The following is an 18934-nucleotide window of genomic DNA, read 5'->3' as shown; positions in this document are numbered from 1 at the left end:
TCCTTCCCCCCCCCCCCCCCCCCCCAGTTTTTTCAAGAAATAGCGGTAGTAGCACCACCTTCTAAAATCAGCAATGCGTGGCCATAAGGCAACCTTACAATTTCTTACCAGTCCTTTCAGTTCTTTTTGAAGCGCAACAATAGTTGCAACATTTTCTGGAGTAACGATTGAAGAGTCTGAGTGATTAGAATGCCAACACACACTCATGGGGACATAGGTAAAACAAGGGATTTTGTGCCTATGAGATTCTAGTAAAAACATATCTACAGGTTCTATAAAATACTGGCTTGCACTGATAAAAGCTTGAGCCGCTTTTGGGGTGATGTAGTAGGCAAGTGTTGTTCTGACATCCATATGTGTTAGATAAAAATACTCATTTAAAATTATTTCTGAATTTGGATTTGGCATAATTTCTGTGCCTTTTGTACCAAGTATTGCAGATTCTTCAGGTTTTTCAAGCCGCGTAACTAGGCGTACAAAATCAAACGGATTGTTAAGACAATCTATTAAACTCTGGTAAAAATTGGGTAACAATTCTGCATCATCTTCTAATACCACTATGGGCTTATTAAGTGTAATACACTTTAGCCACAAAAAATAATGGCTAGCATAACAACCCAGCTCTTCAGGCAATATTTCTCCTCTACCCTCTCCACTTAAAAACCAACTGCTGTATTTTAACTTTTGAGGTGAGTAGGAATTTTCAATAAATCCTGTATAACCTAAATCTTTTTGGAAGTAACAACTGTGTTTGTCAATGGCATCAAAGAGATGGAAACGAAAATCCAAAGGATAGTAATTTTGTGGAGGGTTTTCTACCATAGTTTGGCAGTAAGTACGCCTAGAGCTATTTTTTAAAGAGATGATGTAAATATCAATGGAGTTCAACACAGTTGCCTTTAAATTTTCACCGATTATAACACAACTCACTCACACACATGTAGTTAATATACTTAGGGTTTGGGTACACCACTACTAAGAAACTACTAGTTTTTTAATAGTTTTCATTGTAGAATGGCCGTTTTTAAAGGAATACAATGATCATTCTTTTTTGTGCGGAGCAATTCTATCCTCTCTCTATTGAAGCAGCCATGCTAGATTATGGTTTAACCTCTGTGCTTGCCAGACAAGGACATCAAGTTTATGTGATCACTTCTAGCCACTCTGCAGATGGCTTTAAGATAGAGAGGAAGGGGACAACCCATTGTGTCTATGACAAAGAGGCCATAGAAATAGAAGCTAACCTATTTGTATTAGAATTTGATATTGCGTTAAAGTCTTCTTGCGGGGGTTATGTGGGCGTATGTGAGGCCTATCAAAATTTTATAAAATCTTTTGAATGTGATTTGCTAGTGATTTCTGGGCTTTGTTCATGGGTTTTCTTGTTAATTTTAGACTCTCTGCACACCCTTAAAGCTAAGAGGAAGGTTTTAAGAGTCCATGAGGAATATATTTTAGTTAGATTTCAAAGCAGAGGGCGCAAGGCTTACATCAGAAAAATTATTCTCAACTCCATTAGAAAAGCTCTGAAGTACTTCTTTTATAAGCCTGATGTTTATAACAAAATTTTCACTCTCCCCACACTTAGGCACAAAATTAAAATATCTTTGAAATATTTTGATAAGGTCTTTTTCTTACCACACCCACAAAGCCGCATTGATACCTATCTTATCCCTTATTGCTCCAATATAGGTGTTTTGCCAAATGGTATTTTTGAAAAAGACATCTATCCTGCTAAGATTTTAAAAGGTACTACCCCTAACCAAGGTTGGGAAAAAGGCCCCTATCTTTTAGCTTTGGCACACTTTCTAGTTGAATGGCACACTTTACTTTTAGATGCCTTCTATGCTAGCAGTACAAGACTTCCGTTCATACTAGCTGGTGGCCAGGTTTCAGGTTATAACTTGCAATCTGTGCAAGCTTATAAATCTAAACTAGATGCACAACATGGTTATAAAGAAGTTTATTTTCTCCATGTAGGAGAGGAGCGCGCTTTTGAGTTGCTCCAAGGTGCTACCTTATTTTTACACGCTGCTTCTTTGTATTCTTATAAAAGTTTTTTTGTTATGGTTTTGAAGAGTCTTTCTTTTGGAGTGCCAACTATCTGTATAGGGGAGAGTGTTGACTCAGGCTTAGTAGTTAAAAATTCTTTAGAAATGGCTCACATGATCGATCATTTATTAAATATCCCCGATTACTACAACGGCATAGCTAAAGGCATGCACGCTAGAGTCAAAAACTACACTTACGAAAAAATTTCTCAAGAATTGATTCTCTAATCCACTAAGGATGCGTATTTTCTCACAAAATAGTGGTAGTAGTATATTCTGCGTATTCTTTCAAATAAAATTCTCCAGTAACTTACTTTTGTTTTTTTCTTATAGATAGGATCGTTTTTGAGTAAAGTAGCATTTTCTTGGGAGTAGATTGTAGATTGTGTGTTATGGGTGTCAGGAAGCACGCTAAAAGGGATATAAAGCATGCAAGGGAGTTTGTGGGCATGCATTTTATTAAAGAATTGATCGACTGGTTCGCACCAGTGAAGACTAAGACTCACTAGGATTTTTGCCGCTTTAGGGGTGATGTAGTAGGCCATGTTGCCATAAGTGTCTAGCACAGAAAAGTAGAAATGCTTTAAGAAAATAATTTCTTTTTCCGGATTTGTTAAGCACACTTGCTCCCCATGTTGGGTACTAACGATAGAGGTAAAACCATCTGCTCCATAGCTAAACCCCGCCCAAAGCCGTACTAAATCAAACGGACTTGAAAGACAGTCTATCAAACTCTCATAAAAATTGGATTGTAATCCAAAATCATCTTCTAAAATACAGATAGGTTTATTAGACTCTATACATTTGATCCAAAGCATATATTGGCTGGCATAACAACCTAGTTCCTCAGGTAGCATCTCTCTACCATCGTAGCTTTCAAACCATGCATTTCCCTTCAACCACTTAGGGTTATAAACATTTTCAATAAGCCCGGTATAACCCAAATCTTTTTTAAAATAGTGGCTGTGTTTGTCAATAGCATCAAGCATGTGGAAATTAAACTTAATAGGGTGATTGTTTGGCGGTGGATTGTCTATAACAGCTTGGCAAGTGGCGTACCTTTTGCTATTTTTTAGAGAGATAATATAAATATCTAGGGAATCTAGCACGGGTATCCTTTCAGATTGTAGTGGCTATAATCGTCTAAAAACAAGGAATTTTTATGATCATTCTTTTTACCACCGAACAATACCACCCCCTACAAACTGGATTAGCTAGCGCAGATTATGGGTTGACTTTAGCACTTGCTAGAGCGGGGCATTTAGTGTATGTGATTACAACGGGCATGTATGGGGAAACAAAAATTAGCAGAGAAGGAAATTTAAGTTCTATCTCTAGTGGGAATTTATCTAAAGAGATAGTAGAAATTGCACCAAATTTATTTGTGCTAGAGTTTAAGATTTATCATAAAGGAGGAGAATGGGAGGGTGAAATTTCAGAGTATCAAAAATTTGTACAAAATTTTAAGTGTGATTTACTCATCAATTCAGCTATTTTGACATGGAATACAGATTTTATTTATGACTACCTTCCTAAGTGCCATGCTAAAAAGAAAATCTTAAGAAGCCATGGGGAGTATAGTCTTATGCATGGGTGGACATTAGGAAATAAAGAGAGGATTAAAGATATTATTAGGCGTTTTTATTTTAACTCTAAGCGCTACAAGCAAAAGTACTACATTGCTTGGCTACGGCACAAATTAAAGAAAACTCTTAAATATTACGATTGTGTTTACTTTCTGCACAAAAATAGCCATGCCTACACTTATCTTAAACCTTATTGTTCTGTAGATATTCTGCCAAATGGTGTATTTGAAAAGGATATTTGCCCGCCTAAAACCATTACAAGCGCCCTAACAGAACAACAGAACAACAGAACAACAGAACAACAGAACAACTAGCCGACCTTCTTTTAAAACCCTATGTGCTTAATGTCTCTAACTACTACAAAGAAAAAGGACAGGATTTTGTACTTAGAGCCTACTATTTAAGTCAGGCTAAAATTCCTCTAATCTTTATCGGTTCTTTGAGTACAGAAAATTTTTTAGAAGAGTTAAAAGAACTTAAAAAACAGCTTGATTTAACACACGGATTTAAAGAAGTGTATTTTTTTCAAGCAATCAAAAGAGAACAAGTGTTAGAAGTCTTTAAAAAAGCCACTTTGTTTTTACATGGCAGCCAAGCTCTTTATGAATGCTTTCCTATGGTCATTTTAGAAACAATGCAATTTGGTATCCCCTTTATTTGTACCGATGTGGGTAATGTTAAAGATTTATGTGCAGAACTTGTTGCTAACACTATAGAACAAATGGCAGATAAGATCAATGCGCTTTTAGATAATCCAGACTATTACAACAAGATAACACAAGAATTGCATGGCGTGATCCAAGAATATAGCTATGAGAAAATTATTAAGAAGTTAGAGGCTTTGGTAAACTAAGAATCTCTGTCAAAGTAAAAAGCAACATGGTACAACTAAAGTACTTGGGCTAGAATTTCTTCAGCCCCTTGAGCTAAAAATTGATCTAGTAGGGTCTGAACAAGTGTATTAGCCTGTTTTGCTAATCCTTGAATCTTTTCTTTAATAACTAAACTCCCATCAACTAGCCCCACAACTGCGCATATTTCTATTATCTCTCCTTTTAAAGAGGCGTGTACTCCAATGGGGACTTGACACCCACCCCCTAGTTTTTTAACAAATAAGCGCTCCACACTACAAAGAAACGCGCTAGTAGAATCATTAAGGCTAGCTATTGTATTAAACAAGGGGTGATCTGTGCGCATTTGTACCCCCAAAGCCCCCTGCCCCATACAAGGAATCATCTCCTCAAGCTCAAAGGGAACTTGATAAGGTACTTTAATTTGTAAACGCTCCACCCCCGCACAGGCTAGTATAATTGCATCAAACTCCCCTGCCTCTAGCCGTTTTAAACGAGTCTGTACATTTCCTCGCAAACTCAAGGTATCTAAATCGGAGCGCTTTTTTTTAAGTTGCATAGAGCGCCTTAAGGAGGTCGTACCCACTTTAGCCCCCTGTGGCAAATCCTTAAAATTTGGGTACTCAAAACTTAAAAAGCAATCTCTAGCATCAGCGCGCGCACTGATACAAGCCAAATCCAAAGGTTGTACAAACTCTACAGGTACATCTTTAAGCGAATGTACCGCTAAGTCTATATCTTTGCTAAGTAGCAACTCTTCAAGTTCTTTAGTAAAAAGCCCCTTGCCTCCAATTTTGGCCAAAGGCACATCTAAAATTTTATCCCCCCTTGTCTTAACCACCTCAATAACACTTGAAAGCCCCAAACTTTCTAGCTGAGTTTGGACATAGCGCGCCTGCCATAAAGCTAAAGCACTCCCACGACTCCCAATAATAAGAGGTTTCATTTCTCTTTATCCAGTACTTCCACATCAATAACCCCCTCCTCGTGGTTTTTTCTTTGGGGGCGTATGGAGGCTATTAAAATTAAAATGATTCCAAAAATATCACAAAGCACCCCGGGCAAAAGCAATAAAAGCCCGCCAAAACTGCGTAAAACAAAGTCCTCAGCAAAAGAGATATTCCTGATGTTTTTTAAATCCTCAAAGGGGTTTTTAAAAAGTAAGACCCCCCCTATAAACCCGCTAATAGCCACCTCTAGCAAAAAGATAAATAAGCCTAAATGCTGGATAACACTAAGCACCAACAAAAACTCTATTACAATATAAAACAAACCCACAATGAAGATAAGGGGCATTTAGCGCGCCTTTAAAATATCTACAAGTTGTATGCGCTGTACTATTTGTTTGCTAAGCCCCTCTCGTTTGATGAGTTCAAAGTTACCTGATTTGGCTTCTTTACCTACAATAAGGGCGTAAGAGCTGCCGATACGCTCAAAATCTATCATTTTAGCCCCAAAGCGCAGGTTGCGATCGTCTAAAAGTACATCTATCCCCGCCTCTAATAATTCTAAATAGAGTGTTTCAGCTAGGGCTACTAATTCTGTATCTTTATTATTGGCTATCACCACCACCACCTCAAAAGGCGCGCTCTCTAAACTCCACACACAACCCTTTGAATCGCTCTTTTGTTCTAAAATTGCAGGGAGTAAACGGCTCACCCCAATCCCATAACAACCCATTTCAAAAAAGCTCGCTTCCCCTTTTGCATTTAAAAAGCTAGCCCCTAAATTTTTAGCATAGATATTTCCTAGTTGGAAAATATGCCCCACTTCTATACTTTTATGTTGCTCCAAGTTTCCCTGACATTCCGGGCATAAATCCTGTACTCTGACAGCGGCGATGTCTTGGTAGATCAAGTCTTTAAAGGTGGCTAAATCCACGCCCACAAAGTGCATTTCTTTCTCATTAGCCCCACAAATTAAGCTATTAGCTTCCTCTAAATCACAATCAAAGATCACTAAAGCATCTGGTAAGATATGTTTAAGCCCATAAGGTCCCATGTAGCCGGGGAACATGCCTACTTGTTCTAAAGTCTCAGCGCTAAGTTCCTCTAAACTTAAAGCCCGCGAAGTACAAAGGCGATTAATAGCATTTAAAGCTTTAGTCTCTTCTAAAAAATCATCTCCTCTTAGAAAGAAAAAGACAATTTGGGTACTACTATCCTCAAATAAAATTTGCTTAGCAATGGCTTTAATTGTAAAAAAGGGATCTACTTTAAAAAAGGCGCTTAGAGCTTCTATAGTGGGGGTATTTGGGGTAGAAAATTTAGCAAAAGAGGCTTTGGGGATATTATTTGGTTCAGAGCGTCTAGCACGCCTAGCAATTTCAATATTGGCCGCATACGAGCAATTTGTACAAGCAATAATGCTATCCTCCCCACACTCTGCTAGTACCACAAACTCTTTACTTTTATTACCCCCAATAGCCCCGCTATCAGCCTGCACAGCTCTAAAATCTAAACCTAGCCGTGTAAAAATTCTACTATAAACTTTTTCCATCGCGTTAAATTCGCGCTCTAAATCCTGCTCATTTACATGAAAACTATAGCCATCTTTCATGATAAATTCACGCGCGCGCATAAGACCAAAACGGGGGCGAATCTCATCTCTAAATTTGGTGTGAATCTGATAAAGATGTAAGGGCAGTTGTTTATAACTTTGCACATAGCCCTTTACTACCTCCACTGCTACTTCTTCATGGGTAGGGCCTAGTACAAAGGGGTAAGCTTTGCGATCCTTAAAAATTAATAACTCCTGCCCGTATTTATGTAACCTTTGACTCTGTTCCCATAAACTTGCAGGCGTGATAAAATTAAACATGCACTCCTGTGCGCCGTGCTTATCCATCTCCTCTTTAATGATGTTTTTAATCTTAGAAAGCACCTTTTGGCCTAAGGGTAAAAAGCTATAAATACCACTGCCTACTTGTTTAACAAAGCCTGCTTGGATTAAAAACTGGTGGCTTTTTAAAAGCGCATCTTTGGGGGGTTCTTTAAGGGAGGGGGCAAAAAGAGTAGAGTAGCGCATTAAAGTCCTTTGCTATATTCGCAGTGATAAGCGTTTAAAAACATGTTTTCGCCTCCTAAATTAAAGAGGTTTTTAAGGCATTCGCTCAGCATATCTCCCTCCTCTTTGTGGGCGTTTTTCTTTAAAACGGCGGTGGGGTGGTGTAAAAAGGTGTTAAAGGCGTTGTGTAAAATCTTGGCCACACTCTCGCCTTGTTCTTGGGGGATATAACCCTTTTTAAGCGCCTTGTTAAGCTCTTTTAAAGCGGCTTCTTTAGCCAGTTCTCTAAGCCCTTTAATAAGTGGATCGAGCTCTAAGGTTTGTAGCCACTCTAAAAACTTCATCGTGTAAGTACCCACAACCGCGTAAGCTTTTCTTCTATCTTGTTCGCGCTCCTCTAGGTGTTTAGCTATCACGCCTTTTAAATCATCAATACTATAAAGCCAAATCTGTGCATCTTTTGGATCTTCTATGTCTCTGGGCACGGCTAAATCAAACCAAAAGCGCCGAAATGCTGTAGATTCTAGCATATTAGGCGTGATCAAGGGGGTTTTAGACCTTGTGGCACTAAAAACAAAAGGGCAGGCATTTAAAAGTATGCTCAGATTTTCTAGCCCGTGTACTTCTAAATTTTCTGCTCCAAGTATCTGGGCAAAAGTGCGGGCATTTTCCACACTGCGATTACATAGCGCCACTTCAAAACCCTTAGAAAGTAGATGTTTACACACCAGCTGTCCCATCTCTCCCACACCCACAACTAAGGCTTTTTTAGGCAGTTTTTCACTCTCTAAGACTTCTAAGGCCTGTTTTACAGCCATAGAGGCAATAGAGACCACTTGGGCCGAAATAGCGGTGGTGTTGCGCACGCTAGCCGCGCATTTAAAAGCAAAGTGAGCTAGCCTACTTAAATGCTTACCACAAAGCTTAGCCTCTAAACATGCTTTATACGCACTCTTAAATTGTCCGGTAATTTGGGTTTCACCCACCACCATGCTCTCTAAACTACTCACCACAGAAAAGGCATGGTGGATTGCCTGATTATGGGTATGTACAACGCTTTTTTCTTGTAACAAGCTAAGGGGCATATTTTTAGCACGCCCTAGAGATTCTAAGATCACAGGTACACTCTCTAAAGCCCCAAAAATATAAAATTCCATGCGATTACAGGTTGCAAGGGCCATGATCTCTTGCATAGAGCTATGCTGTTTAAGCGCGCTTAGAAATTCTAAAAGACTTTTTTCTGAAAAAGCAAGCTGCTCGCGCAACTCAACGGGGAGATTTTGATGGGTAAAACTCACAACCAAATACCCACTATCCACAATAAACCCCCTAAAATGTTCTTTCTAAAATAGCATTAGCCATGCGCTCTAAAGCCCCATTACCCTCGCCATCAATGGCCTCTAGCGCTAAGTCAACATAACCCCTTGCCTCTTTTAAAACCTCTTGAGCAATGCCAAATTCTTTAAACTTCTCTAAACACCACTCTTGTGCCTCTTCACTCTCTATTTTAAAATAAGAGGCTAATTTTTTTTGATCGGCTTTACTTAATTTTTGGTGTAAAAGAATATAGGGCAGAGTACTTTTACCCTCTTTAAAATCACTCAAAGCAGGTTTGCCTAAAACCTCCTCAGGCTGGGTGATGTCTAGCAAATCATCTACCATTTGAAAAGCCATTCCAAAATGCCGCCCAAAATCTCTATATTTAGAAGGCTCTAAACCCTGCAAAAGCGCAGCCCCACAACTACTAGCCGCAATTAAAGAAGCGCTTTTATCTTGTATAGTGTCTAAATAAAGTGTTTTATCCGGATTAAAAGCCAAACAGCCCTGTACATCTTTGATCTCTCCGCGTGAGAGTTCCACCACACTTTGGGCTACAAGCCATACAATTTCTTTATTAAAGCTAGCCAGCTCATAATAGGCTTTAGAGTAAAACACATCGCCTAACATGATCGCATTGGTGTTTCCAAAAGTGGTATTAAGCGAGGGGTTACCCCGCCTAGTTTTAGCGTGATCGATTACATCATCATGGAGTAAAGAGGCGCTTTGAATCATCTCTATAATGGCACAAAAGTCTACAATCTTTGGGTGATTAGAACAGATCGCTAAAATAAGTTGGCTTCTTAACATCTTGCCCTGCCCTAGATTTTGTACCATCTTTAAAACCTGTGGGCTTTTAACCTCCTCTAAAAAGCTTTGTATTCTGGCCTGAATAGCCGGAATTAATTTTGCAACCATTGGAGCTTTTCAGAGGCGCGCAAATACAAAGTAGCGCTTTCCTCTTTGCTATCAAAATTTTTAAAGGTGATGAGAAAAAAAAGCGGTGTTTTATCTGTGCTTATTTGCTCCTCTTTAAAAATCTCTTTTCTAAAGCTATTGCGCTGGAAATCTTTATACAAAATAAACTGGTAGGGGAATTGGTTAAAATGCAAATGCACCACTAACCCCTTATCTTTGTAGAGTGTCCAACGCACAGATAAAGGTTTTTTAAATTTTTGTAGCTGCAAAGTCCCGCTAAAAGTTTGATCTTTTTTAAGAGTGATGCGCTGGTTAAGAGATTTGCAAAAGAGCAAGGAAGCACAACACAACACGAGCAAAAGCCTACTCATGCCCGCTTAAAATGCGCGCCATAGAATCAATAGCCAAATCCACCTTGCGGGCGTGTATGCGATCTTGTAGGGTGGGATCAAGGCGGTTTTGTTTACAAAGGGCGTCAAATTTTTCTAAAAGCCCCTCATCCTCTAGCAAAAGTTCGCACAGCGCGCGTATCTCTAAAAGTTTGTCTAATTCCTCAAAAGAGCGCTTAAAACTCGCATGCACGATCACCTCCGCCCATTTTTCTAATGGATCGCCCTCAAAGACTTCTAAATTATCCATTAATCCAAACTTGCCTTGAGCATCCAGATAGATTTTTGTAATTTAGCCAGCTGTTCATCAGCATAAGCTGTAGTTACGCTATCCTTTGCATGGCCTGCTACCTCAGAGAGTTCTTTAAAATGCGCCTCCAAATGTTCATAATCTTGCAAGATAGCTTTAAACACTTCCTTAGAATGGAAATGGTGTTTGCTTTCCTCCTTGACATGGGCTAGCTCTAGGGCTTCTGATAGAGTAATTACAGGTACATGGCCTAGTTGAGCTATCCTTTCGGCTAAATCATCAAACATACCGGCAAATCCCTCATACACTTCTTGGGTGAATTTATGTACGGGGAAAAAATCAGAGCCCTTTACATTCCAATGGAAGTTGTGGAGTTTCATGAATAAAACAATGCTATCGGCCTGAAGTTGTTTGAGTAAATCAACTGTTTTTGCTTTCATCTATTCCCTTATTTTTTAATTCCACTGATCTTAGCCAGCTGGGAAATTCTAGCTTAAAATGATTAACACATACCTTTACGCGTCCTTGAGAATGCGGATTTCAAAGGTTTTTGTAGGCGTGTCTAAAAGCGTGATTTGCCCTCCATGTGCTTCTACTACCTGTAAAGAGAGCGCTAAACCTAGCCCATTGCCCTTTAATTTGGTGGTTTCAAAGGGTTCAAAGAGCAATTCTTTATCCACAACTTCCTTACCATCATCTTTAATATGAAAAATAGCCCACTCCCCCTCTTCAAACGCCACCACTTCTACATGCCCTTCTTCGGCGCTACCCTCTTCAATGGCATCTATAGCGTTATAAAGGAAATTTTGTAGGGCAATGCTGAGTAAACTTAGATCATAAGAGACAATAAGAGGCGCGATTTGGGTTTTAAGAGTAATGTCTTTGGTATAGCTATACTGGTTAAGCGCTTCTTTAATTTCATCTTCTAATAAAGAGAGACTTTGGGGGATTTTATTAGCCTGCACACCTTTAGAAAAAAGCAAAGTTGCCTTGATAATACGCTCAACCCGCCACAGCGATCGTTGCAACTCAAAAACAATAGGCTTAGTTTTTTCCTCTACTTTTTTGAGTAAAACAGAGGTGAGTAAAGAAATAGAGCCTACAGGGTTTCTAATTTCATGGGCTAAGTGGGCTGAAATCTTGCCCATAGAAATAAGCCGCTCTTGGCGCTTTTGTTTGGTGATGTCTGTAGCGGTGATGATCTCCTTGCCCTGTATTTTATTATTCTGAAAAAGGTAGTTTTTGCCCCCATGCTCGATCTCGCTATTAAACCCTACTAATCTTGCTTTTTCAAACACCTCTTGGCTTTCTATAGCCTTGCTATTCTTATAAAAAAAGCTTTTATTCTCATTAAGTACCCAAATGGCTTGGGGTAAAATTTCAATCACCCATTCATAAAGCGCTTTGTAATCTTTAAATTCTTTTTCAACCTTGTAACTTTGCAAAATAAACTCATTAAGCAGGCGCAAAAGCTCTTGGCGATCCTGCATTTCAATGCCATCTAGGATTTTTTGATCTAACCCCTCCCCTGATTCAAATTGCAAAGTGTTTTTTTTACTCACCCTTTTCTCTGTGCCTCTTGATCTTTGAGGAAATTAAAGAGTAATTCGCTATAGCCAAAATGCCCGCTAAGCTGGTTAGAAAGCGATTCTTTATACATGGATTGATAAATCTCGCTTCCGGGTTGCTTAGGATAAAGCGGATTATCTAATTTAAGCGCGGTATCTAGCATAAACTTTAAAAGCAAGGATTCAAAGGCATCAGTTTGTACTTTGAGTTGCTGATCGTTATTTTTTTTGCTTTTTAACTTCTTAGCATCTAGCTTGTTGGCTAAATATTGGTTGTAAATATCTAGGTTATTTTTAATCATATGACCTCCATTTGAGCGCTAATCGCCCCGCTTTTTTTCATCGCCTCTAAGATTGAAACAATGCCCTTAGCATTCACCCCGATTTTTTGCAAAGCCTTAACCACACTGGCTACTGTGGCCTTAGGTGCGCTTAAAATATTCTCTTTAGTATCAAAGGAAGTTGTGGCATCAAGTTTTTCAATATCTTTTTTAGCCTTACCTTTTTTGGGTTCAAGAGGTTCTTTTGTAATTTTAATGCTAACATCTCCGCTTGTAACCACCACAGGGTGTACCACAATATCCACCCCCGCTACCACCGTGCCAGATTTTTCATCAATGATAATTTTATTTTGCTGGGTGTAATCAATATTAACTTCTTGAATCAAGGCTAAAAACTCCACCATTGTAAGCTTAGCAGGTTTTTTTAACTTGATAGTTTTAGGATCGATAGCCAAAGCTACGGGCTCTTTAAAGACTCTATTAAGAGTTTCTTGGATTTTTACCGCATTTTTAAAATTAGGCTCTTTAAGGCTTAAGGTCATGTTATTTTGGCGTGTCAAATCATAGGCCACCTCGCGCTCAATTGTCGCACCATTAACAATAGTGCCTGAGAGCAAATTAGAGGAATTACCCAAACTTACACTACCCTGTGCAATAGCATAAATATTGCCATCAATAGCACTTAGTGGTGTCATCACTAAAACCCCGTGATCAATAGACTTTGCATCGCCAATAGAAGAAATTTGTATATCAATCTTATCCCCCTGTCTAGCAAAGGAGGGCAAGCTAGCGGTAATCATCACGGCGGCTACATTTTTAGATTTAATATCATCAGGAGAGACCTTAACATTGACGCTTTCTAACATGTTAGCAATAGATTGCATGGTAAATTTAGAGCCAGATTTATCCCCCGTGCCATTTAACCCAATCACAAGCCCATAGCCCACCAACTGGTTATCACGCACCCCTACGATATTGGCCACATCTTCAATCTTCTCTGCATGTAAAACCCACAAGAGAGATAACAATAAAAAGCTAAGTTTGTACACTTGCATGCCTAGATTCTACCCAAATATCTTAAAAATATCACAAGTCTTTAGCATAGAAAGTTTGTTATAATGGATTTTAAAGAAGTTGGTGTTAGATGTATTTAAGGATTTGGTTTTTGTTTTTCTTAGGGTGTTTATTAGTGGCTAATTCTACCCCTAAGCCATTAGAAGAGGAGGAGGAAGAACCCCCCATTTACTCCATGCAAGATTTGCATGCCATTCAAGGTAGTTTTTTTAAAAGAGAGCGAGATGATTTAGACAACACCTTATTTATTGATTATCGCTTAGGCCAAACCCCTAAATTGCGCCTGCGTTATGCGATGATCACCACCTTAGTTTTTAATGAACCCATTGAAGAGGTGATTTTGGGCGATAGTGTAGGCTTTAGTACTAAAATGCTAGGCCATGAGCGCCACCAAAATAGCAATGTCTTACTTATTAAACCCCTACAAATTGGCATTGATTCTAATTTAAATGTGGTGGGTAAGAGTGGTAAGATTTATACCTTTTATATCTTTTCAACCACCTTTACAAGCCCTAAACACCCTGTTTTAAATGTCTATATTTCCAACAAACATTTTTTCCAATCTAGCCCAGATCAACCCCTAGTTAAGTTTGAAAAAAAAGAAGTTTTAGAGAGTAAAGTTTTAGAGAGTAAAAAAAACACACCCGATTCTACGCGTTATTTTAAAATTGGAGATGTGAGTAATGCCATGTGGATTGATAAAACCCAAATTAAGAGGAATTATAAAGTTTTAGGGAGTAGAAAAAGGGCTTGGTTTTGTTTGTGGCTATGTAGAATTGATAGGGCTAAACTAATCAAACCCCTAGATATTTTTAACGACGCGCATTTTACTTACTTCAAATTTGATCGCAAAGCCTCCCAAGTTAAATTTCCTGTAGCCTATAAAGTTGTAGATGGGTATGACAACCCCATTAATACCCGCATTGTAGGGGATTATCTCATTGCTGAGGATATTGCTAATAAATGGACTCTTAGAGAGGGCAAACTCCATGCCTGTATCCGCCGTACTCGCCCATGAATGCTCTTTTTAAAAAATTAATTGTTGGGTTTAGTATGGGCGTGGTGATCATGGCCTCTTCTCTTTGGTGGCATAAAAAAGATAAAGAACCGGAGGAAGTTTTAGAAGTAGAAGAGTCTAACTATCCGCTTTCTGATTATTTATTTGTGCCTAAACAACAAAAAGAAGACCCTAGAGATTTAGAGGATTATAAACGCCTAGAGCAAACGCTAGAGGAAAATGCTAAGCAAATCACAGCGCTTAAAGCACAGCTTAAACAGGCATTAGAAAAACCCCCGCCTCAAATACCCCCCCCACCCCCACAAGAAATAGATAGCACGCAAGATATATTAGCCTCTCGTATTAAAGGCTTTGATATTTCTCAAGATGAGTCTAAAGAGCAAAAGCCAATTTCAGTACTAGATTATGGAGTTGATCATTTTGAAAATCTCAAAGCTAAAGATATGGCTAGCCATGAAAATAGGCTTTTGCGCACGATCACCGCTGATAAAATGATCCCCGCCTTTTTGATCACGCCTATTAGCTCCCAGTTAGGCGGTAAAGTCATCGCGCAGGTAGAAAGCGATGTATTTGCTAACATGGGCAGGGCTATTTTAATCCCCAAAGGTTCTAAAGTTATAGGCTATTATAACAACAACAATAAAATAGGCGAGTACCGCCTTGATATTGTGTGGACTCGTATTCTTACCCCACAAGGGGTTAATATCATGCTCACCAATGCCAAAGGCGCAGATGTCAAGGGTTATAGCGGACTAGTAGGTGAAATGATCACGCATAATTTCCAGCGCTATGGCATGCCTCTTTTGGTTTCTACTATTTCTAATGGCCTACTTATTGCGCTTACCTCAGCCATTGCTAATAAAACGGGTAAAAATAATTTCTTTGGCGATTATCTTTTAATGCAAATGACGCGCCAAACAGGCATGGGATTAAACCAAATTGTAGCCCAGATTCTTAAAGATAAAAGCAATCTCAAGCCTATTATTATCATCAGAGAGGGGAGTAGAGTTTTTATCGCGCCTAATTTAGATATTTTCTTTCCCGTGCCTAAAGAGGGCGAGATATTAGCGCAATTTTTTACCCATCCATTGCCTTAGTTAAGTTATAATGATTAGCTAGTGTTTTTTATAGAAAGCCAAAGGAAACTTAATGAAAGCGTATTTTTTTGCAACCTGTTTAGGGGGGGCTGTTTTTAGTAAAACGGCGATTAATTGCATTAAACTTTTGCAAAAAGAGGGGGTGGAGGTGATCTTTAAAAAAGATCAAACTTGTTGTGGGCAACCTAGCTATAACTCAGGCTACTACGATCAAAGCCGCGAGATTGTGTTACACAATGTGGGGTTATTTAAAGAGGATTATCCGGTAATTGTGCCTAGTGGATCGTGTGTGGGTATGATGGCCCATGATTATCTTGAACTCTTTGAAGGGCATAAGGATTATGAGGCGGTTAAAAACTTCTCCTCTAGGGTCTTTGAACTCTCAGAATTTTTAGATAAAAAACTAGACATTCACTATAAAGATGTGGGCGCGCCTATTAAAGTTACTTGGCACTCAAATTGCCATGCCCTGCGGGTTTCTAAAGTGATTGGGAGCGCTAAAAAAATCATCTCTCAATTAGAAAATGTGGAATTAGTAGAGCTAGAACGCGAAGAGGAATGTTGTGGGTTTGGGGGGACTTTTGCTATAAAAGAGCCGGAGATTTCTTATGCGATGGTGCAGGAGAAAATTAAAGACATTGAAAGCCGCCAAGTAGATTATATTCTTTCAGCTGATGCGGGTTGTTTGCTTAATATTAGCGGGGCGATGGCTAAAATGCAAGCTCGCACAAAAACCATGCACTTTTATGACTTTTTAGCCCAAAGAGTGGGGATTGGAGATTTAACATGACAGAAGCACATACTGATCAAGCCTATGAAAAAATCATTTCTGAAAATCTAGCCGATACACAGCTACGCACCAATTTACGATCGGCTATGGATACTCTTATCCACAACCGCAAGAATTTACTAGCTAATCGTTATCCACAATGGGAACACCTGCGCCAAATCGGGCAAAATGCTAAGCTTAAAGTACTAGCTAAGCTAGATCACTATGTACAAACCTTTGAGCAAAAGGCCACTCAAAACGGCTTTATTGTACACTATGCTAGCACGGCTAAGGATGCCAATGAGATTATTTATAACCTTGCTAAGCAAAAAGGGGTTAGCAAGATTTTAAAGGGCAAATCTATGGCTAGCGAGGAGATCGAGCTTAATCAGTATATGCATGAAAAGGGCATTGTCTCTAAAGAAACCGATTTAGGCGAGCTGATTATCCAACTTATTGATGAGCGTCCGGTACACATCGTAGCTCCGGCTATTCATAAAAACCGCTACCAAGTGGGGCAAATTTTTCAAGAGAAATTAGGCGCGCCTTTAGAGAGCGAACCAGAAAAGCTTAATGGGATTGCCAGAGAGCACATGCGCGAGGAATTTGAGGGCTTTAAAATGGGGATTTCTGGCGTAAATTTTGCAATCGCTAATGAGGGGGCGATTTGGCTGGTAGAAAATGAGGGCAATGGGCGCATGTGTACCACAGCCTGTGATATCCATGTGGCCATTTGTGGGATTGAAAAAATGGTAGAGAACTTTGAGGATGCGGTAACTTTAAATAACTTACTTTGTCCTAGTGCGGTGGGTGTACCTGTAACCTGCTATCAAAATATCATCAGTGGCCCTAGACAAGAGGGCGAATTAGATGGCCCAAGAGAAGCGCATATTATTTTACTTGATCACAACCGCTCTAATATCCTAGCCGATGAAAAATACTATAAAGCGCTAAGTTGTATCCGTTGTGGGACATGTCTAAATCACTGCCCGGTCTATGATAAAATCGGCGGGCATGCGTATTTAGCCACCTACCCCGGACCCATTGGTGTAGTCATCACCCCCCAACTTTTTGGTTTAGACACCTATAGCCATATCGCTAATCTTTGTAGTTTATGCGGGCGCTGTGGGGAGGTGTGCCCGGTGAAAATCCCCTTGCCTGAGCTGATTAGAGATTTGCGGGCTGAAAAAAGCCATGAGGGGCGGGGTGTGGTACAGGGTTATCAAAACACTAAACACAGCAAACTTGAAGAATTGGGCATGAAATTCTTTGCTAAAATGGCTTGTAGCGGGGATTTGTGGCGTTTGTCTTTAAAAATGGCTGGGTGGTTTGCCCCGCTTGGAAAGTGGTTTGGCCATTATACACCCGTGCTTAAAAACTGGCTTAAACACCGCGAAATGCCCATTGTACATGCAAATTTACATGCCCAAGTTAAAGCTTTAGAGGGGGTGATTTATGAGTAGCAAACAGGTGGTGTTTGAGCGCATAGAAAGCGCATTAAAAAGACATAGCATCGCGCACACAGACATGCCCTTTGAAAATATCCTTTTAGACGCCAAAGATGATTTATTAGAGGAGTATAAATACTTCCAAGAGCTTAATCGCGCTAAACTTACAGATTCTACCCCGGAGAATTTAGCCACCGCCATAAAGGAGGCTTTAAAAGATTTTGCAAGCCAAAAGGTTTTATACGCAATGGATTTGCCTTGTACTTTAGAACAAATTGATTCTGAAAATCTCTATGAAAAAATTCCTTACAATAGGCCAGTAGAGGAGTTTAGAGAGGAAATTTTTAGTATAGATACAGCTATTTTAAAAGCTAGCTGTGGGATTGCTAATTTAGGAATGGTGGGGGTGGTATCCTCGCCCTCTAGCCCCCGTTTAATTTCTTTGATCACGCTTAAATGCATTATTTTGCTTGAAAAAAGCCAGATTGTTAAGGATTTGGATCAGGGGATAGAGGTTTTAAAAGCCCAAAAAGAGGGGCGCTTGCCTACTAACATGCTTTTTATCGGCGGGCCTAGCCGTACAGCTGATATTGAGCTTAAAACCGTCTTTGGTGTGCATGGACCTATGGAAGTGCATGTGATCTTATACTAAGGAAAAATATGCGATTACAAACCAATACCCCCGCCCCTTCTTTCACTTTATATAACACCCGCCATGAAAGTGTTAGTTTAAAAGACTTTCTAGGCAAGTGGGTGGTGCTTTATTTTTACCCTAAAGATAATACCCCGGGCTGTACAACAGAAGCGCAGGATTTTAGCAGACTCAAGGCAGAATTTGAGGCTAAGGGGGCGGTGATTTTAGGGATAAGTCCAGATGATGAACAAAGCCATTGTCATTTTGTACAATCAGAAAAGCTAAGCATTGAATTATTAAGCGATCCTAGTTTAGAAGTGTTAAAGGCTTATGGGGCTTATGGTATTAAAAGCATGCATAAAGGGATTGAGGGGGTGATTCGCTCCACTTTTATCATTGATCAAGAAGGGATAATCAAACATGTATTTTATTATGTAAAAGCCAAAGGGCATGCCCAAAAGGTATTGGATTTACTTTAATTAAACTTTTTTTCAGTAAAGCTATTTGTCTCCGGTGGGTGGTTATTTACAAACCACAAACCCAGTATCCCACACCACCCCCTAATCTCTGGCAGAACTTTTTAATGCGCTCCACAAACAAGGTATTAGGCGTAGAAAATTATAATTTTACTACTAGGGATAAAAGCCTACAAGGTGAAGTGCCCAAATGCTAAAGAT

The 18934-nt window shown here is 39.4% G+C and carries 22 protein-coding genes; 9 read left to right on the top strand and 13 right to left on the bottom strand.

Features of this window, described 5'->3' with window-relative positions; genetic code table 11:
• On the bottom strand, window positions 1–891 hold an 891-nt coding region (locus G6Q00_RS02945; protein ID WP_163531935.1), incomplete at its 3' end, for a glycosyltransferase family 25 protein.
• 146 nt (window positions 892–1037) lie between these two features.
• Here G6Q00_RS02945 and G6Q00_RS02940 point away from each other — a divergent pair.
• Window positions 1038–2279 (top strand): glycosyltransferase family 4 protein, encoded by a 1242-nt coding sequence (locus G6Q00_RS02940; RefSeq protein WP_163531934.1) that lies wholly within the window; start codon window positions 1038–1040, stop codon window positions 2277–2279.
• Here G6Q00_RS02940 and G6Q00_RS02935 read toward each other — a convergent pair.
• A complete protein-coding gene (locus G6Q00_RS02935) occupies window positions 2276–3160 on the bottom strand; it encodes a glycosyltransferase family 25 protein (RefSeq protein WP_240330946.1) in 885 nt (294 codons plus the stop codon). The genes G6Q00_RS02940 and G6Q00_RS02935 overlap by 4 nt on opposite strands.
• Window positions 3161–3213: 53 nt before the next feature.
• Here G6Q00_RS02935 and G6Q00_RS02930 point away from each other — a divergent pair, with 53 nt between their 5' ends.
• Window positions 3214–3951 (top strand): glycosyltransferase family 4 protein, encoded by a 738-nt coding sequence (locus G6Q00_RS02930; protein WP_163531933.1) that lies wholly within the window; start codon window positions 3214–3216, stop codon window positions 3949–3951.
• Window positions 3952–3974: 23 nt separating this feature from the next.
• Window positions 3975–4490 carry a glycosyltransferase family 4 protein gene (locus G6Q00_RS02925; RefSeq protein WP_163531932.1) on the top strand — a complete coding sequence of 172 codons (516 nt, stop codon included), beginning with the start codon at window positions 3975–3977 and terminating at the stop codon, window positions 4488–4490.
• A 35-nt stretch (window positions 4491–4525) separates the two neighbouring features.
• On the opposite strand, the gene hemC is transcribed toward G6Q00_RS02925, so the two are convergent.
• From hemC to G6Q00_RS02870, 11 genes are all read right to left on the bottom strand, one after another.
• Window positions 4526–5434, bottom strand: coding sequence for a hydroxymethylbilane synthase (gene hemC / locus G6Q00_RS02920; protein WP_163531931.1), 909 nt, complete (start codon window positions 5432–5434; stop codon window positions 4526–4528).
• Window positions 5431–5784, bottom strand: coding sequence for an FxsA family protein (locus tag G6Q00_RS02915; RefSeq protein WP_163531930.1), 354 nt, complete (start codon window positions 5782–5784; stop codon window positions 5431–5433). Before G6Q00_RS02915 ends, hemC begins: the two co-directional genes overlap by 4 nt.
• Complete coding sequence (locus G6Q00_RS02910) at window positions 5785–7515, bottom strand: proline--tRNA ligase (protein ID WP_163531929.1); 1731 nt, start codon at window positions 7513–7515, stop codon at window positions 5785–5787.
• On the bottom strand, window positions 7515–8813 hold the full coding sequence (gene hemA / locus G6Q00_RS02905; protein ID WP_163498588.1) for a glutamyl-tRNA reductase: 1299 nt from the start codon (window positions 8811–8813) through the stop codon (window positions 7515–7517). The genes G6Q00_RS02910 and hemA overlap by 1 nt, the downstream gene beginning before the upstream one ends.
• 10 nt (window positions 8814–8823) lie before the next feature.
• Entirely contained in the window at window positions 8824–9729 is a 906-nt protein-coding gene (locus G6Q00_RS02900; protein ID WP_163531928.1) for a polyprenyl synthetase family protein, read from the bottom strand.
• Window positions 9714–10100, bottom strand: coding sequence for a hypothetical protein (locus G6Q00_RS02895; RefSeq protein ID WP_163531927.1), 387 nt, complete (start codon window positions 10098–10100; stop codon window positions 9714–9716). The genes G6Q00_RS02900 and G6Q00_RS02895 overlap by 16 nt, the downstream gene beginning before the upstream one ends.
• A complete protein-coding gene (locus G6Q00_RS02890) occupies window positions 10093–10368 on the bottom strand; it encodes a DUF2018 family protein (RefSeq protein ID WP_163531926.1) in 276 nt (91 codons plus the stop codon). Before G6Q00_RS02890 ends, G6Q00_RS02895 begins: the two co-directional genes overlap by 8 nt.
• Window positions 10368–10808: a Dps family protein gene (locus G6Q00_RS02885; RefSeq protein ID WP_163498592.1), complete on the bottom strand. Its 441-nt coding sequence runs from the start codon at window positions 10806–10808 to the stop codon at window positions 10368–10370. Before G6Q00_RS02885 ends, G6Q00_RS02890 begins: the two co-directional genes overlap by 1 nt.
• 75 nt (window positions 10809–10883) lie before the next feature.
• Window positions 10884–11858 (bottom strand): sensor histidine kinase, encoded by a 975-nt coding sequence (locus tag G6Q00_RS02880; protein ID WP_163498668.1) that lies wholly within the window; start codon window positions 11856–11858, stop codon window positions 10884–10886.
• A 68-nt stretch (window positions 11859–11926) separates the two neighbouring features.
• The gene (locus tag G6Q00_RS02875; protein WP_163498593.1) at window positions 11927–12238 is read right to left on the bottom strand and encodes a hypothetical protein; all 312 of its coding nucleotides are present in this window, start codon (window positions 12236–12238) and stop codon (window positions 11927–11929) included.
• Complete coding sequence (locus G6Q00_RS02870; protein WP_163531925.1) at window positions 12235–13272, bottom strand: flagellar basal body P-ring protein FlgI; 1038 nt, start codon at window positions 13270–13272, stop codon at window positions 12235–12237. Before G6Q00_RS02870 ends, G6Q00_RS02875 begins: the two co-directional genes overlap by 4 nt.
• Window positions 13273–13361: 89 nt before the next feature.
• On the opposite strand from G6Q00_RS02870, the gene G6Q00_RS02865 reads away from it, so the two are divergent.
• The 6 genes from G6Q00_RS02865 to G6Q00_RS02840 are packed head-to-tail and all read left to right on the top strand — an operon-like array spanning window position 13362 to window position 18736.
• Window positions 13362–14309: a TrbG/VirB9 family P-type conjugative transfer protein gene (locus G6Q00_RS02865; protein WP_163531924.1), complete on the top strand. Its 948-nt coding sequence runs from the start codon at window positions 13362–13364 to the stop codon at window positions 14307–14309.
• A complete protein-coding gene (locus tag G6Q00_RS02860) occupies window positions 14306–15406 on the top strand; it encodes a DNA type IV secretion system protein ComB10 (protein WP_205426467.1) in 1101 nt (366 codons plus the stop codon). The genes G6Q00_RS02865 and G6Q00_RS02860 overlap by 4 nt, the downstream gene beginning before the upstream one ends.
• A gap of 52 nt (window positions 15407–15458) precedes the next feature.
• Window positions 15459–16196, top strand: coding sequence for a (Fe-S)-binding protein (locus G6Q00_RS02855; protein ID WP_163498596.1), 738 nt, complete (start codon window positions 15459–15461; stop codon window positions 16194–16196).
• Window positions 16193–17638 carry a LutB/LldF family L-lactate oxidation iron-sulfur protein gene (locus tag G6Q00_RS02850; protein ID WP_163531923.1) on the top strand — a complete coding sequence of 482 codons (1446 nt, stop codon included), beginning with the start codon at window positions 16193–16195 and terminating at the stop codon, window positions 17636–17638. The genes G6Q00_RS02855 and G6Q00_RS02850 overlap by 4 nt, the downstream gene beginning before the upstream one ends.
• On the top strand, window positions 17631–18275 hold the full coding sequence (locus tag G6Q00_RS02845; RefSeq protein ID WP_163531922.1) for a LutC/YkgG family protein: 645 nt from the start codon (window positions 17631–17633) through the stop codon (window positions 18273–18275). The genes G6Q00_RS02850 and G6Q00_RS02845 overlap by 8 nt, the downstream gene beginning before the upstream one ends.
• 8 nt (window positions 18276–18283) lie before the next feature.
• On the top strand, window positions 18284–18736 hold the full coding sequence (locus G6Q00_RS02840; RefSeq protein ID WP_205426466.1) for a peroxiredoxin: 453 nt from the start codon (window positions 18284–18286) through the stop codon (window positions 18734–18736).
• Window positions 18737–18934 lie beyond the last annotated feature (198 nt).

Origin of the sequence: Helicobacter suis (assembly GCF_902196125.1) — a bacterium.
GTDB lineage: Bacteria > Campylobacterota > Campylobacteria > Campylobacterales > Helicobacteraceae > Helicobacter > Helicobacter suis_B.
The sequence above is the reverse complement of the archived record's forward strand: the minus strand, read 5'-3'. Positions and strand labels throughout refer to the sequence as shown.